This window comes from Variovorax sp. GW821-FHT09B05, assembly GCF_059418265.1.
Genome location: NZ_JBWKPN010000006.1, coordinates 340,661 through 355,493, shown reverse-complemented (window position 1 = coordinate 355,493; position 14,833 = coordinate 340,661). Strand labels below are relative to the sequence as shown.

Genomic DNA, 14,833 nt, shown 5'->3' with positions numbered 1-14,833 from the left:
AACGCCATGACCAAGAAACCCCTGATCGCCCTCGCCGTCGTCGTGCTGGCCGCCGCGGCCGCCGGTGCCTGGTACTTCGGCCGCTCGCCGGCACCGTCCGACCGCATCGTGCTCCACGGCAACGTCGACCTGCGCCAGGTGTCGCTGGCCTTCAGCGGCAGCGAGCGCGTGGCCGAGCTCGCGGTGCGCGAGGGCGACCGGGTGCGCGCGGGCCAGGTCATCGGCCGCCTCGACACGCGCACCCTGGCGCTGCGCGTGGCGCAGTCGCAGGCGCGCATCGGCGTGCAGGAACAGGCGCTGCTGCGGTTGAAGACCGGCAGCCGGCCCGAGGAGATCGCGCAGGCCGAGGCCCAGGTGAGCGCCGCCCAGGCCGATGCCGAGCTCGCGGCGCAGCAGCTCGCGCGGCTGCAGGCCATCGGCCAGTCGACCGCGGGCCGCGCGGTGAGCCAGCAGGACCTCGAGAGCGCCCAGGCGCGGCGCAAGGTCGCGCAGGCCCAGCTCGACAACGCGCGCAAGGCGCGGCAACTGGTGGTGAGCGGGCCGCGCAAGGAGGACATCGGCCAGGCCCAGGCCCAGCTCGAGGCGGCGCGCGCCGAACTCGCGCTGATGAAGCACGAGCTCGAGGAGGCCGAGCTCAAGGCACCGATCGACGCCGTGGTGCGCGCGCGGCTGCTCGAGCCCGGCGACATGGCCTCGCCGCAGCGCCCGGCCTTCACGCTCGCGATCACCGATCCCAAGTGGGTGCGGGCCTACGTGGCCGAGCCCGACCTCGGCCGCATCCAGGCCGGGCAGGAGGCCAGCGTGACCACCGACAGCCAGCCCGATCATGCGATCGCGGGCAAGGTGGGCTACATCGCCTCGGTGGCGGAGTTCACGCCCAAGACCGTGCAGACCGAGGAGCTGCGCAGCAGCCTCGTCTACGAGATCCGCGTGATGGTCGACGACAGGGAGGACCGGCTGCGGCTGGGCATGCCGGCCACCGTCACGCTGCGGCTCGCGTCCTCCGGAACGGCCGGCAAGTGAACGCCCCTGCCGTCCTCGCGCGCGGCCTGCACAAGCGCTTCGTCGTCAAGCCCGCGAAGAAGACCGTGCACGCGCTCGACGACATCGCGCTCGAGGTGCCGCCCGGCACGCTGACCGCGCTGGTCGGCCCCGATGGCGCCGGCAAGACCACGCTGCTGCGGCTGATGGCCGGCCTGTTGCGCGTCGATGCCGGCGAGCTGCGCGTGCTCGGCATCGACGTGGCCGCCGACCCGCAGGCGGTGCAGGACCGCATCAGCTACATGCCGCAGCGCTTCGGCCTCTACGACGACCTCAGCGTGCAGGAGAACCTCGACCTCTATGCCGACCTGCACGGCGTGCCGCGCGAGGAGCGGCGCGCGCGCTACGGCCGGCTGATGGAGATGACCGACCTCGGCCGCTTCACCGACCGGCCCGCGGGCAAGCTCTCGGGCGGCATGAAGCAGAAGCTCGGGCTGGCCTGCACGCTGGTGCGTTCGCCCGAGCTGCTGCTGCTCGACGAGCCCACGGTGGGCGTCGATCCGCTGTCGCGGCGCGAGCTGTGGCAGATCGTGCAGCAGCTGGTGGACGACGAGAAGCTCTCGGTCATCGTGAGCACCGCCTACCTCGACGAGGCCGAACGTTGCGCGCGCGTGTTCGTGCTGCGCGAGGGACGGCTCGTGGCGCAGGGCGCGCCCGAGGAGATCCGCGACCGCGCGCAGGGCCTGTGCTTCGTGGCGGCGCCGCCGGCCGGCGAGCCGCCGCGGCGGCTGCAGGCGCGGCTGCTCGATGCGCGCGCCGAGATCGTGGACGCGGTGCCGCAGGGCGGCGAGGTGCGCTTCGTGCGGCGCGACAACGCGGACGAGGCAGGCATCGAAGCGCTGCTCGAGGGCGCGGCCGCCGAGCCCGTGGCGCCGCGGCTCGAGGACGGCTTCATGACGCTGCTGCGCACGCAGGAAGACCCGACGCCGAAGCCCGCCGAGCCGATCGCGCGGCAGCCGGCGCCCTCCTCCTCCACGCCCGGCGACACCGTCATCGAGGTCAAGGACCTGGTGCGCCGCTTCGGCGATTTCATCGCCGTCGCCAGCACCAGCTTCAGCGTGCGGCGCGGCGAGATCTTCGGCCTGCTGGGCCCCAACGGCGCGGGCAAGACCACCACCTTCCGCATGCTCTGCGGCCTGCTGCCGGCCAGCGGCGGGCAACTGCGCGTGGCCGGCGTCGACCTGCGCCATGCGCGCGCGCAGGCGCGCCGGCGCATCGGCTACGTCTCGCAGAAGTTCGCGCTCTACGGCAACCTCAGCGTGCGCGAGAACCTCGAATTCTTCGGCGGCGCCTACGGCCTGCGCGGCCAGCGGCTGCGCGAGCGCATGGACGCGGTGCTGCGCCAGTTCGACCTGGCGCGCGAGATCGACGCGCCCAGCGGCCAGCTGCCCGGCGGCTACCGCCAGCGCCTGGCGATGGCCACCGGCCTGCTGCACGAGCCCGAGATCCTGTTCCTCGACGAGCCCACCAGCGGCGCCGACCCGCTCGCGCGGCGCGAGTTCTGGCGCCGCATCACGGCGCTGGCCGAGGCCGGCACCACGGTCGTGATCACCACCCACTTCATGGAAGAGGCCGAGTACTGCGACCGCATCGTGATCCAGGACGCGGGCCGGCTGCTGGCCATCGGCACGCCGCGCGAGGTGCGCGCCCAGGCGCTGGGCGACGCACACAGCGAGCACGATGCGCGCCGCATCGACATGGAGCAGGCCTTCATCGGCATCGTCGAGAAGGCACGGAAGGAGAAGGTGCAGTCATGAGCGGCTTCTGGTCCCGCCTGGTCTCGCTCACGCGCAAGGAGTTCCGGCAGCTGCTGCGCGACCGCAGCAACCTCGCGATCGGCATCCTGCTGCCGATGGTGCTGATCCTGATCTTCGGCTACGGCATGTCGCTCGACGTCAAGCATGCGCCGGTGGCGATCGTGTTCGAGGACGCCTCGCCCGGCGCCCACGAGGCGATGGCCGGGCTGCAGCTCTCGCCCACGCTCGCGCCGATACCGCTGGCCTCGATGCACGAGGCGGAGCAGTTGATGCGCGAGCGCCGCATCGACGCCATCGTGCGCGTGCCCTCGGATTTCTCGCGCACGCTCGCGGCCGGCCAGGCGCGCGTGCAGGTGATCGTGCACGGCGCCGACGCGGGCCGCGCGACCATCGTGCTGCAGTACCTCAACGCGGCCATCGGCCAGTCGGCGTTGCGACAGGCCGACCGCGGCGGCAACGCCAGTGCCGCGCCCGCCATCGGCAGCGTGACGGTCGAGCAGCGCATGTGGTTCAACGCCGCCAACACCAGCACCTGGTACCTGGTGCCGGGGCTGATCGTGCTGATCATGACGCTGGTCGGCGCCTTCCTCACCGCGCTGGTGATGGCGCGCGAATGGGAGCGCGGCACGCTCGAGGCGCTGTTCGTCACGCCGGTGCGGCCGGTCGAGATCCTGCTGGCGAAGATCGTGCCCTACTTCGCGGTCGGCATGCTGGGGCTGGCGCTGTGCCTGCTGGCCGCGCGCTTCCTGTTCGCGGTGCCGATGTACGGCTCGCTGGTCGTGGTGGTGCTGAGCTCGATGCTCTACCTGGTCGTGGCGGTGAGCCTGGGCCTGGTGATCTCCTCGGTCACGCGCAACCAGTTCCTCGCCAGCCAGGTGGCGCTGATCGCCACCTTCCTGCCCTCGATGATGCTGTCGGGCTTCCTGTTCGACCTGCGCAACACGCCGCTGGCGGTGCAGGTGATCGGGCATGCACTGCCGGCCACCTACTTCATGGAGCTGGTCAAGACGCTGTTCCTCGCGGGCGACGTCTGGCCGCTGATCTGGCGCGACTGCGCCATCCTCGCCGCCTATGCGGTGGGCCTGCTGGCGCTGGCGCGCGCGGTCACGCGCAAGCGCCTGGACTGAAAGGACCCGCACCATGCTCGACTTCCTGCTGCGCATCGCCAACCTCTGCCGCAAGGAGCTGCTCGCGATCCTCAAGGACCCCGCGAGCCGCGTGATCCTGGTCGTGCCGGCGCTGATGCAGAGCCTGATCTTCGGCTACGCCGCCACCTACGACCTCAGCAACGTGCCCTATGCGCTGCTCGACCAGAGCCATGGCGGCGCGGCCACCGAGCTGGTCGCGCGGCTCGACGGCACCGGCGTGTTCCACCGCGTCGCCACGCTGCGCACCCAGGCCGACATCCGCGAGGTCATCGACACGCAGAAGGCGCTGCTGGTGGTGCAGCTCGGCCCCGACTTCGAGCAGCGGCTCGCGGCCGGCCAGCGCGCGCCGGTGCAGCTGATCCTCGATGCGCGCAACTCCAATACCGCGGGCTCGGCCGCGGGCTACGTGGGCGCGGTGGTGGAGCGCTACAACGCCGAGCTGCGCAGCCGCGCGGGCCTGGCGCCGGCGCCGCTGGCCGTGGAGTCGCGCGCCTGGTTCAACCCCAACCTCGAGACGCGCTGGAACCTGCTGCCCGGCATGATCGCCGCGCTCAGCATGGTGCAGACGCTGCTCCTGACCGCGCTGTCGGTGGCGCGCGAGCGCGAACAGGGCACCTTCGACCAGCTGCTGGTGACGCCGATGTCGCCGCTCGAGATCATGGTCGGCAAGGCGCTGCCGCCGGTGCTGGTCGGACTGGTGCAGTCCTCGCTGGTGCTGCTGGTGGCGCGCTTCTGGTTCGGCATCCCGATGGCGGGCTCGCTGTTCACGCTCTACACCGGGCTGGTGTTCTTCACCGTCGCGAGCGTGGGCATCGGGCTGTCGATCTCGGCGGTGTCGGCCAACATGCAGCAGGCCATGCTCTACACCTTCGTGCTGCTGATGCCGATGATGCTGCTGTCGGGCCTGACCACGCCGGTGCGCAACATGCCCGAGCTGCTGCAGATAGCCACGCTGGCCAATCCGCTGCGCTTCGCGATCGACCTGGTGCAGCGCGTCTACCTCGAGGGTGTCGGGCTCTCGACGGTGGCGGCCAATCTCATTCCGCTCTCGGTCATCGCCGTGGTCACGCTGCCGCTGGCGGCCTGGCTGTTCCGGCACAAGCTCGCCTGAACGCGCGCCATCCCACGTCTGGAGAAGAAGACATGTCCATCCCTCATGCCCTCGCACCGCTGGTGCTCGCCCTCGCGCTGTCGGGCTGCGCGGTCGGCCCCGACCATCGCCCCGCCGAGGCGTCGGCCCCCGCCGACTGGTCGGCCTGGCACGGCGGCGCCGATGCGCTGCTCGGCGCCGAGCGGCGCGCCGGCGCCTCGGCCGCCCCCAGCGACTGGAAGGCCTTCGGCGATCCGCTGCTCGAGCGCCTGCAGGCGCGCGCGCTCGCGGCCAACCACGACCTCCAGACGGCCGCCTTGCGCTTCGCACAGAGCCGCGCCCAGCGCAGCGCGACCGCGGCACAACGGGGGCCGCAGCTCGAGGCGAGCGCGGGCGTCAACCGCCAGCGGCAGAGCGAGAGCGGCGCGGCCACGCGCATGATCGATGCGCTCGGTTCGTCGGCCAGCAACCGCGAGCAGCTGATCCGCTCGCTGTCGCAGCCCTTCGATCTCTACCAGGCCGGCTTCGACGCCTCGTGGGAGATCGACCTCTGGGGCCGCGTGCGGCGCGCGGTCGAGGCCGCCGATGCCGACAGCGCCGCCTCGGCCGCGCTGCTGCGGCAGGCACAGCTCAGCGTGCAGGCCGAGGTCGCGCGCAACTACGTCGAGTTGCGCGGCAGCCAGCGCGAGCTGCAGCTGGCGCGCGCCGACCTCGCAGCCGCCGGCGAGTCGCTCGAGCTGGTGCAGGCCCGCGCGCGCGGCGGCCTCGTGACCGAGCTCGACCCGGTGCGCCAGCGCGGCCTGCTGGCCGAGCTGCGCGGCCGCATTCCGGCGCTGCTTCAGCAGGAGGCGCAGGCGATGAACCAGATCACGCTGCTGCTCGGCGCCGCGCCGGGCGCGCTCAATGCCGAGCTCGCGGCGCCGGCCGATGCCACCACGCAAGACCGCGTCCTGCCCGAACTCGCGCTGGGCCTGCCGGCCGAACTCGCGCGGCGCCGGCCCGATATCGCCGCGGCCGAGGCCCAGCTGCATGCGGCCACCGCGCGCGTGGGCGTGGCGGTGGCCGAGCTCTATCCGCGCGTGACGCTGGGCGCGAGCTTCGGCAACGAATCGGTGGGCCACGAGCGCTTCGGCGACTGGGGCAGCCGGCAGTGGCAGGTCGGCCCCTCGCTGAGCCTGCCGATCTTCGACATGGGAAGGCGCCGCAGCACCGTGACCCTGCGCGAGCTGCAGCAGCAGGAAGTGGCGGTGGCCTTCCAGCAGACGGTGCTCAAGGCCTGGCACGAGATCGACGGCGCGCTCAGCGCCTATGCGGCCGAGCGCCGCCGCCAGGCCGAGCTGGCCGAGCGCGAGCGCGAGAGCGCCGATGCGCTGGCGCTCGCGCAGGCGCGCTACGCAGGCGGTCTCACCGATTTCGGCGTGGCGCTCGATGCCCGCCGCACCCTGCTGCAGGCCCAGCGCGACCGGGCCCAGAGCCGCAGCCGGCTGGCCGTGGACTGGGTCGCGGTCTGCAAGGCGCTGGGCAGCGCGCCGCCCGAGGAAGCGGTCGCCGCGGCGGCATCGGGGCCGCCAATTTGATACATTGCAACAACGTTTGAAACACAAACACACAATCCATCTAGAATTACTACCGGTTTCGGTAGTTGACGGATGGGTTTTGTCCGCGCGCCCCTGAGGCGCGGCCCGATCGGCACTCCCGGCACCCCCTGCATCGCAGGGCCGCCCGACGGGGGTCGCGCACGGCGAACGGCCGGCTCCCGGCGCCGACCGTTCGCGCTTTGCGCCCCCGCCGCGGGGAAGACCGATGCGAGCCTTCTCCTCGCTGCAAGCCGGCGTACGCCGGCTGTGCGCCGCCCTGCTGGGGGCGGTGGCCCTGCTGGTCGCATCGCCCTCGGGCGCGGTCGTGCTCGACGAGATCGGCCGTGGCACCGCCAGCGTCCACCGCCTGAAGTTCTTCGTCGATCCGCAACTCGCGGCCGAGATCGGCGGCACCGAGGCCGGCCGCCGGCTCGCGCAGTACGTGGCCGACGTGAACACCGTCTTCACGCGCGAATCGGTGCGCGGCTTCGGCTTCGACCCCGCCGCCGACCTGCAATGGATCGCGCCGGCCCAGGCACCGCAGTGCAGCCTCAACGGCCTGGTCAACGGCGAGATCGCGGTCTGCATCAACAAGTCGACGCGCGGCTACAGCCATGGCGGCCTGACGATGAGCTGGACCTTTCCGGCGCGCGGCGCGACCTGGAACCTCAACTGGACCGCGATCCACGACCCGCTGCGCCTGTCGCGCGCCATCGCGCCCGGCGCCGTCGAGTCGACCGAGAAGGACTACCTCGGGCGCCAGCTCAAGACCCTGCTGCACGAGCTCGAGCACGTGTTCGGCGCCGGCTCGGGCGAGTACTACAACGCGATCGCGGTGGCCGACACCACGGACGTCGCGCCCAAGGCCGACCTCGACCTCACCAAGCCCGCCGACCGCTACTGGTGGCCGCGCCAGCACTGGCGGCTCGATCCGCTGCTGGGCACGGTGTTCGAGGAGCGCTTCGACCCCGCGGCCAACCGCGTCGCCACGCTCGAGATGATCCGCTTCACCGAGGGCACGAAGGCCAACCTCGACACCGACTGGAGCAACTGGCCCAAGCTCGGCAGCTCGAAGTTCATGGCCGGCACCACCGCCACCCAGGTGCGCGTGAGCGAGCGCGAAGGCGGCGCGGCGCTGCCCGGCGCGCAGGTCTGGGTGTGGCGCGATCCGGGCGCGGGCAAGCCGCTGGAGCCGATCGCGCAGGGCGTGTCGGACGCGGGCGGGCGCTTCGTCTTCGACTGGCGCTGCGGCTTCACCTGCTTCGCGGTCGGCAAGACCAACCTGCTGGTGAAGGCGCAGGCACCGGGCCGCGCGCCGGGCGCGAGCTGGTTCACCATCTTCGATGCCTTCGAGCAGAAGGCGGTGCGCGGCCAGGCCATGTTCTCCATCGACCTGCCGCTGGGCCTGCCCGACGAGCACAAGCCCGTGGTCTCGCTGGCCGCCCCGGCCATGGCCACCGTGGGCCAGCCGGTGACGCTGGCGCCGGTGGCGGTCGACAACGTGGGCGTGTGGGGCCTCAAGGTGATGGGCGCGCAGAGCCTGCCGATCTGCAGCTTCACCGCGCCGCCCTACACCTGCAGCTGGACGCCGACCGCGCCGGGCATGCAGACCATCCGCGTGATCGCGATGGACGCGGCCGGCAACACGGCGGTGGCCTCGGCCAACGTGATGGTCAACCCGCCGGCCGACACGCTGCCGCCCGCCGTGGCCTTCGTGGCGCCGCCGACCGCCGCGGCCGGCCTGCCGCTGCGCCTGGCCGCGAGCGCGGCCGACAACGTGGCGGTGGCCGAGCTCAAGTTCATCGCCGACGGCCGCACCGTCTGCACGCTGCGCGCCGCGCCCTACGTCTGCAACTGGACGCCGACGCGTGCCGGCCATGCGGTGATCGAGGTGCGTGCCTCGGACGCGGCCGGCAACATCGCGGCCGTGTCGGGCGGCGTGCGCGTCGAGGGCGGCTTGCGGCCCGAGGACTTGTAGGGCGGCCTGCGGCCCGAGGACCTGTAGCGCAACCCTACATGCCCCGGTCGCTGCGCTGCCGCTGCGCCGTCATCAGCGCCGTGTGCATGGCCTCGCGCATCGCGGCCAGCGTGCGGCTGTCGTCGTCGGTCTTGCGCGTGACCAGCGACAGCTGCAGCATCGGCGCGCCGCGGCCGAGCCGCACGATGCGCACCGGGTAGGTCGCCACCAGCCCCGGGTCCGCGATCTGCACCACCGAGATGCCCAGGCCGCCGCTGACCATGGCCACGATGGCGGGCGTGCTGTCGAACTCCAGCGTGCCGCGCTTCTCGCGCACCTGCGTGCTCACGAAGCGCGCGGCCAGCGTGCCGGTGACGGTGGAGCGGTCATAGCGGATCCAGTCGTACTGCTTGAACAGCGCGGCCACCGAGCTCTCGGTGGCCGTGGGCGGCGCCACCAGCACCAGCTCGCGCCGCAGCATCGGCTGCCAGCGCAGCCGCGCCGAACCGCCGCTCTCGGGCTGCGCCACCAGCGCCGCATCGAGGTCACCGGCCTTCACCGCCGCGATCAGCGACGCGCTGCGGCCGCGCGCCGGACGCAGTTCCAGGCGCGGATAGCGCTCGCGCAGCAGCCGCATCGTGGCGGGCAGCACGATGGGCTGCATCGACTCGATCACGCCGAGCCGCACGCTGCCCTCGATGCTCACGGTCGCGCGCTTGCGCAGCGACTCGAGCTGCTGCAGCGCATCGCGCATGACCGAGGAGACCTCGTGCGCCAGCTTCATCGGCCTGACCTGCAGGCCCGAGCGGTCGAACAGCGGCTGGCCCAGGTAGGCCTCGAGCTGCTTCATCTGCATGCTGATGGCGCTGGGCGTGAGGTTCATCTCGTGCGCGGCGGCCGCCAGGGTGCCGCCGCGCAGCACGGCGTCGAGCGTGGAGAAGGCATCGATCTTCATCAAATTTCCTTATCTAAGACTTGAAATAGTGTCGCTTTTTCTTTGCATCGCGCGGTCCTAGACTTTTTCGAACGACACCCGAGGACCCGATCGAATGAAAGACACGCAACCCGCCGCCCCCCTCGCCTGGACCGCCGAAGAGGTGCGCCAGGACAGTTCCTGGATCCAGCGCCTCAGCGAGACGGAGGTCGACGGCTTCCGCTCGGCGCTGCGGCATGCGGCCGCGCTCGGCAAGCCGCTGCTCTCGATGACGCAGGCCGATTTCCCGCTGCCCGCGGCCTCGCGCGAAGCGCTGGCCCGCGCCATCGCGACCACGCAGGGCCGCTGGGGCATGTGCCTGCTCAAGGGCTTTCCGGTCGACGAATGGAGCGAGGACGAGACGCGCACCGCCTACTGGGGCATGAGCCTGCACATGGGCGTCGGCCGCACGCAGAACCGCGCCAGCCAGGTCATGAACGACGTGCGTGACGAAGGCGGCGACTACAAGGTCAAGGGCGGCCGCGGCTACAACACCAGCGCCGGCCTCGATTTCCACCAGGACTCGTGCGACGTGGTGGGCCTGCTGTGCCGGCGCACGGCCAAGAGCGGCGGCACCAGCAAGGTCATCAGCTCGATCCGGCTGCGCGACGAGGTGCAGCGCCTGCGCCCCGACCTGATCCCGGTGCTGCAGCAGCCCTTCTTCCACAGCTACCAGGGCACGCAGGATCCGTCGCAGCCGCCGTACTACCGCTGCCCGATCTTCGGCAGCGACCCGGTGCATTTCGCCGCGCGCACCAACCGCAAGAACACCGATGCGGCACAGCGCGACTTCCCCGAGGTGCCGCGCCTCACGCCGCAGCAGGTGGAGGCTCTCGACCTGCTCGACGAGCTGATGCCGAGCCCGCTGCTGTGCTACTCCATGACCCTGGAGCGCGGCGACATGCAGCTGCTCAACAACTACGTGACCCTGCATTCGCGCACGCCCTTCGAGGACTTCGAGGCTCCCGACGACAAGCGCCACCTGCTGCGCCTGTGGCTCGCGATCCCCTCGTCGCAACCGCTGCCCGCCGCCTTCGAGGAGTACTACGGCGACGTGCGTGCCGGCGCGGTGCGCGGCGGCGTTCGCGGCAGCGCGATCACGTCCGAGTTCCTGGCCTACGAGCAGCGGCAGGCCCGGGCCCTGAACATGCGGCTCGAGCCCTGGCGGCCGAAGCGGCTGGCGGCGGACGCCCTGGCCTGAACCGCGCGCCGGCACCGGCCGGCCCGGCCCCCGATGACAACGAAAGAGAGACAAGCATGCTTCGACGCAGATTCATCGCCGCGGGCGCCAGCGCCTCGGCCCTCGCGAGCTTCGGCGTTCGCGCGCAGCAGGTCACGCGCCTGCTCGTGGGCGCGACGCCCGGCGGCGGCACCGACATCGTGGCGCGCGCGTTGGCGCAGGAGCTCACCACGCGCCTGGGCCACCAGTTCATCGTCGAGAACCGCCCGGGCGCGGCCGGCAACATCGCGGCACTGGCCGTGGCCAAGGCGCCCACCGACGGCAGCACGCTGCTGCTGAGCTACACCAGCCACGCCATCAATGCCTCGCTGTACTCGAACCTCCCCTTCGATCCGCTGAAGGACTTCACGCCGCTCGCGGGCATCGCCAGCCTGCCGGCCATCCTGATCGCGCGGCCCACGCTCAAGGCCAACGACGTGCGCGAGCTGATCGCGCTGGCCAGGCGCGAACCGGGCAAGCTCAACGTGGCGATCGCGGGCATGGGCAGCGCCAACCACCTCGCGGGCGAGATGCTCAAGCGCGACGCGGGCATCGACATCGTGGGCGTGCCCTACAAGGGCACCGGGCCGGCCATCGCCGACGTGGTGGCGGGACAGATCGACCTGGCCTTCGCGGGCGTGGCCACGGTGCAGCAGCTCGTGAAGGCGAAGCGCCTCAAGGCCCTGGGCGTGACGAGCGAGAAGCGCCTCGCGGCCTTTCCCGACGTGCCGGCCGTGGCCGAAGTGCTGCCCGGCTATGCGTACAGCTCGTGGTATGGCCTGTTCGGGCCGGCGCAGATGCCCGCGCCGCTGGTGGCGCGCATCGCCGACGCCGCGCGCGCCGCGCTGGGCTCCGAGCTCATGCGCGCGCGCTTCAGGGACGAAGGCCTGGTGCCGATGGGCACCGGCCCCGACGAGTTCGGCGCCTTCGTGCGCAGCGAGATCACGCGCTGGGGCAAGGTGGTGGCGGCCACGGGCGCCAAACCCGAGTGAGCGGCGGGCGGGCGCCGCGGGCCCGCGACGCGCTTCTCCGAGCGCCTGCAAGGGTTTCCCCTTAAGACTAGCCTTCGCGTCCTCCCACGGCGTCGCCGGACGCCGCAGCCCTCTTCTTTCCGCGAGCGATGGCCTCCCTGTTTTCCCGTCAAGAGATCCATGCGGTCGGCCCGGGCCTGCCGGCCCACGAACGCTTCGGTTCGCTGCTCGCCGTCATGCTGGGCGTGTGCGTGGCCAGCCTCGACACCGCGATCGCCAACACCGCCCTGCCCACCATCGCCAACGAACTGCGCGTGAGCGAGGCCGCCTCGACCTGGGTCGTCAGCGGCTACCAGCTCGCGATGGTGGCCGCGCTGTTGCCGGCCGCCGCGCTCGGCGACGTGCTCGGCCACCGGCGCGTGTTCCTCTGGGGCCTGGTGCTGTTCACCGTGTCCTCGCTGGGCTGCGGCCTGGCCGATTCGCTGCCCGCGCTGGTCGGCTGGCGCGTGGTGCAGGGCCTGGGCGCCGCCGGCGTGATGGGCGTGAACGGCGCGCTGGTGCGCGTCATCTACCCGTCGGGCATGCTGGGGCGCGGCCTGGGCGTGAACGCGCTCGTCGTGGGGCTGGCCTTCGCGGGCGGACCCACGGCGGCATCGCTGGTGCTGCTGCTGGGCTCGTGGCACTGGCTGTTCCTGATCAACGTGCCGATCTGCGCGGTGGCGGTGTTCTACGGCCTGCGCTTCCTGCCGGCCACCGAGCGCCACGGCCACGGCTTCGACGGCCTGGCCGCGCTGCTGTGCGCCGCCGCGCTCGCGCTGCTGGCCTCCACGCTCACCGAGGCCGCGCACCAAGCCACCGTCGAGTCGGTGATCGTGCAGGCGGTGCTGGGCTTCGGGCTGCTGGCCTGGCTGCTCAAACGCCAGTCCGGGCACCCGGCGCCGATCCTGGCCGTGGACCTGCTGCGCAATCCCGTGTTCGCGCTGTCGGCCGCCACGGCCGTGTGCTCGTTCGCGGCGCAGGCGCTGGCCTTCATCTCGCTGCCCTTCCTGTTCCAGGCGCTGCTGGGCTACTCGCAGGTCGAGACCGGCTTCCTCATCACGCCGTGGCCGCTGGTGGTGGCCGCGATGGCGCCCGTGGCCGGGCGCCTGTCGGACCGCTACGAGTCGGGCATGCTCTGCGGCGTCGGGCTGGCGCTGCTCGCGCTGGGCCTGCTGTCGCTGGCGCTGCTGCCGCCGCATCCCACGGTGGCCGGCATCGTCTGGCGCATGGCGCTGTGCGGCGCGGGCTTCGGCTTCTTCCAGTCGCCGAACCTGCGCGCCATCATGGGGTCGGCACCGGCCTCGCGCAGCGGCGGTGCCAGCGGCATGGTCGGCACGGTGCGCCTCCTGGGCCAGTCTTCGGGCGCGGCGCTGGTGGCGGCCTGCTTCCATGTGTCGAGCACGAATGGCGCGGTGTACGCGCTGTGGCTGGGCACCGCGTGCGCTGCGAGCGCCGCCGTGTTCAGCTTCATGCGGCTACGGCGGCGGGCGCTGGCGGTCTAGCTGGCGCATCGCTGTGGCCCGGAGGATTTCCGGCGCGCCGTTCGAACGATCTCCGGGCGCTCTCGCCCATCAGTCAACGCGCGATCCGCTCAATTTCATCCTTCCGAGCCGTCCCGCCGCGGAGACGATCCGCAGGCTCGCGGAACGCCACTCCGAAAGACACCGGATCCGCTCCTGTCGCGCATCCGCCAGCGCCTTCTGGGTGGCGAGCATCTCCAGCACATCGGCCGCTCCCTTCTCGTACTTGCGCTGGGAGCTCGCCAGCGATGACTGGGCCGCCGAGAGCAGGGCTTGCAACGCATCGAGATTCCTGAGCGAGGCGTCCGCGTCCGAATACGCCTGGATCACCTCCATCGCCACGCGGTGCTCGACGTCGTGCAGTTCCGCATCGCGCTGCTCGATCGAGGCCTCGGCGCCCTGGATCTTGTAGCCCCGCGCGAACCCCTCGAAGATCGGCACGTTCAGCGTCAGGCCCATGATCCGCTCGCGCGTCTGCGTTGTGCTCAAGCCCTGGCCGGGCCGACCGTTCTGGTAGAACGATGCGGAGAGATCGAGCGAAGGCAGTCCTTCCGAACGCACGGCCTCGGCATGCGCCCGGGCCGCCTCGACCTGGGCCCGCGCGGCCTCGATCGCGGGGTGAAACCGTTGCGCCTGCGCGAGCCAGTCCGAGAGCGAGGACGAGAGCTCCTCGACCCGCGGCTCCTCCAGCGGCGCCAGGTCGATGGCCGTGCCCGACGGCAAGCCGACCGCATAGGCCATGACCGCCCTCGCCTTGTTCAGTTCGCCCTCGGCGCGGCTCGCGTCGAGCCTCGCTCGCGCCAGCGTGGTCTCGGCCTGCAGGGTTTCCCCGCTCGATCCCGCGCCGCGCAGCTCGCGCCGGCGGGCCGTCTGCAGGGTACTGTCGGCGATCGACTGCGCCTCCTGCTTGGCTGCTACGGCCGCCTGCGCGGTCTGCATGTCGAAGTAGGCCTGGATCACCGCCGCCAGGGTCTTCTGCAAGGTTGCGCCATGGGTCGCCGACGCGGCCGCCAGCAAGCTCCTTGCCGCGCCCAGGTTCGCCTCGCGCCCGCCGAAGTCGAGCAGGCGCCAGGTCAGCGCCGCATAGACGGTGTTGCCCGACACATGCATCGCATCGTTCTTCCCTTCGGGGAACCATGTCTTGTCGATCAACCGGCTCAACGAGCCCGTCAGCGTCGGCAGGTACGCCGCCTTCGCCTCGCCGACCGCGCCCGCCTGCACCTTCACGGCGGCCCATGCCGCACGGACCTGCGGGTTGCCGCACATCGCGAGGTCGATCGCGGCTTCCAGCGTCATCGGCCCGGGATTCGCGGGATCGTCGGCGCACGCGACCGGCGCCTCGTCGCCGGGCAACACCGTGCCGTCGCGCAGCACCGGGGGCATGACCTGCAAGGGATCGCGCGGGAGGGCCGGATGCAGGAACTCGTCCAGGTCGAACGCCTGGGCCTCGAGCACCACACTGCCAAAGATCAGGGCGAGGGACATGGCGAGCACGCGCGAACGACGAGCGCCGCGCTGCCCGCCGCCAACGGCACGGTGCG

11 protein-coding genes are annotated in these 14,833 nt (G+C 71.9%); 9 read left to right on the top strand and 2 right to left on the bottom strand.

What is annotated here, in order from left to right:
• Nucleotides 1-6 precede the first annotated feature (6 nt).
• The 6 genes from AC07RM_RS18370 to AC07RM_RS18345 all read left to right on the top strand — a co-directional run bounded on the left by AC07RM_RS18370 (nucleotide 7) and on the right by AC07RM_RS18345 (nucleotide 8,591).
• Complete coding sequence (locus AC07RM_RS18370) at nucleotides 7-1,023, top strand: HlyD family secretion protein (RefSeq protein ID WP_495335437.1); 1,017 nt, start codon at nucleotides 7-9, stop codon at nucleotides 1,021-1,023.
• Nucleotides 1,020-2,798 (top strand): ATP-binding cassette domain-containing protein, encoded by a 1,779-nt coding sequence (locus AC07RM_RS18365; RefSeq protein WP_495335436.1) that lies wholly within the window; start codon nucleotides 1,020-1,022, stop codon nucleotides 2,796-2,798. Before AC07RM_RS18370 ends, AC07RM_RS18365 begins: the two co-directional genes overlap by 4 nt.
• Nucleotides 2,795-3,925 carry an ABC transporter permease gene (locus AC07RM_RS18360; RefSeq protein ID WP_495335435.1) on the top strand — a complete coding sequence of 377 codons (1,131 nt, stop codon included), beginning with the start codon at nucleotides 2,795-2,797 and terminating at the stop codon, nucleotides 3,923-3,925. The genes AC07RM_RS18365 and AC07RM_RS18360 overlap by 4 nt, the downstream gene beginning before the upstream one ends.
• 13 nt (nucleotides 3,926-3,938) lie before the next feature.
• Nucleotides 3,939-5,057, top strand: a complete 1,119-nt coding sequence (locus tag AC07RM_RS18355) for an ABC transporter permease (protein ID WP_495335434.1) — start codon at nucleotides 3,939-3,941, stop codon at nucleotides 5,055-5,057.
• Between the two features lie 32 nt (nucleotides 5,058-5,089).
• Nucleotides 5,090-6,613, top strand: a complete 1,524-nt coding sequence (locus tag AC07RM_RS18350) for an efflux transporter outer membrane subunit (RefSeq protein WP_495335433.1) — start codon at nucleotides 5,090-5,092, stop codon at nucleotides 6,611-6,613.
• A 226-nt stretch (nucleotides 6,614-6,839) separates the two neighbouring features.
• Complete coding sequence (locus AC07RM_RS18345) at nucleotides 6,840-8,591, top strand: Ig-like domain-containing protein (RefSeq protein WP_495335432.1); 1,752 nt, start codon at nucleotides 6,840-6,842, stop codon at nucleotides 8,589-8,591.
• 34 nt (nucleotides 8,592-8,625) lie between these two features.
• Here AC07RM_RS18345 and AC07RM_RS18340 read toward each other — a convergent pair whose 3' ends face one another.
• A complete protein-coding gene (locus AC07RM_RS18340; protein WP_495335431.1) occupies nucleotides 8,626-9,525 on the bottom strand; it encodes a LysR family transcriptional regulator in 900 nt (299 codons plus the stop codon).
• 94 nt (nucleotides 9,526-9,619) lie between these two features.
• On the opposite strand from AC07RM_RS18340, the gene AC07RM_RS18335 reads away from it, so the two are divergent.
• From AC07RM_RS18335 to AC07RM_RS18325, 3 genes are all read left to right on the top strand, one after another.
• Complete coding sequence (locus AC07RM_RS18335) at nucleotides 9,620-10,744, top strand: TauD/TfdA family dioxygenase (RefSeq protein ID WP_495335430.1); 1,125 nt, start codon at nucleotides 9,620-9,622, stop codon at nucleotides 10,742-10,744.
• Nucleotides 10,745-10,800: 56 nt separating this feature from the next.
• A complete protein-coding gene (locus tag AC07RM_RS18330; RefSeq protein ID WP_495335429.1) occupies nucleotides 10,801-11,754 on the top strand; it encodes a tripartite tricarboxylate transporter substrate binding protein in 954 nt (317 codons plus the stop codon).
• A gap of 128 nt (nucleotides 11,755-11,882) precedes the next feature.
• A complete protein-coding gene (locus AC07RM_RS18325) occupies nucleotides 11,883-13,274 on the top strand; it encodes an MFS transporter (protein WP_495335428.1) in 1,392 nt (463 codons plus the stop codon).
• Nucleotides 13,275-13,343: 69 nt separating this feature from the next.
• Here the strand turns inward: AC07RM_RS18325 and AC07RM_RS18320 are convergent, their stop codons facing one another.
• Nucleotides 13,344-14,777 (bottom strand): TolC family protein, encoded by a 1,434-nt coding sequence (locus AC07RM_RS18320; protein WP_495335427.1) that lies wholly within the window; start codon nucleotides 14,775-14,777, stop codon nucleotides 13,344-13,346.
• Nucleotides 14,778-14,833: the final 56 nt, after the last annotated feature.

Excerpts from the sequence above, each read along its gene's own strand:
- AC07RM_RS18360 (WP_495335435.1), top strand. The coding sequence starts at position 2,795 with ATGAGCGGCTTCTGGTCCCGCCTGGTCTCGCTCACGCGCAAGGAGTTC.
- AC07RM_RS18355 (WP_495335434.1), top strand. The coding sequence starts at position 3,939 with ATGCTCGACTTCCTGCTGCGCATCGCCAACCTCTGCCGCAAGGAGCTG.
- AC07RM_RS18325 (WP_495335428.1), top strand. The coding sequence starts at position 11,883 with ATGGCCTCCCTGTTTTCCCGTCAAGAGATCCATGCGGTCGGCCCGGGC.
- AC07RM_RS18330 (WP_495335429.1), top strand. The coding sequence starts at position 10,801 with ATGCTTCGACGCAGATTCATCGCCGCGGGCGCCAGCGCCTCGGCCCTC.
- AC07RM_RS18335 (WP_495335430.1), top strand. The coding sequence starts at position 9,620 with ATGAAAGACACGCAACCCGCCGCCCCCCTCGCCTGGACCGCCGAAGAG.
- AC07RM_RS18345 (WP_495335432.1), top strand. The coding sequence starts at position 6,840 with ATGCGAGCCTTCTCCTCGCTGCAAGCCGGCGTACGCCGGCTGTGCGCC.
- AC07RM_RS18320 (WP_495335427.1), bottom strand. The coding sequence starts at position 14,777 with ATGTCCCTCGCCCTGATCTTTGGCAGTGTGGTGCTCGAGGCCCAGGCG.
- AC07RM_RS18370 (WP_495335437.1), top strand. The coding sequence starts at position 7 with ATGACCAAGAAACCCCTGATCGCCCTCGCCGTCGTCGTGCTGGCCGCC.
- AC07RM_RS18350 (WP_495335433.1), top strand. The coding sequence starts at position 5,090 with ATGTCCATCCCTCATGCCCTCGCACCGCTGGTGCTCGCCCTCGCGCTG.
- AC07RM_RS18340 (WP_495335431.1), bottom strand. The coding sequence starts at position 9,525 with ATGAAGATCGATGCCTTCTCCACGCTCGACGCCGTGCTGCGCGGCGGC.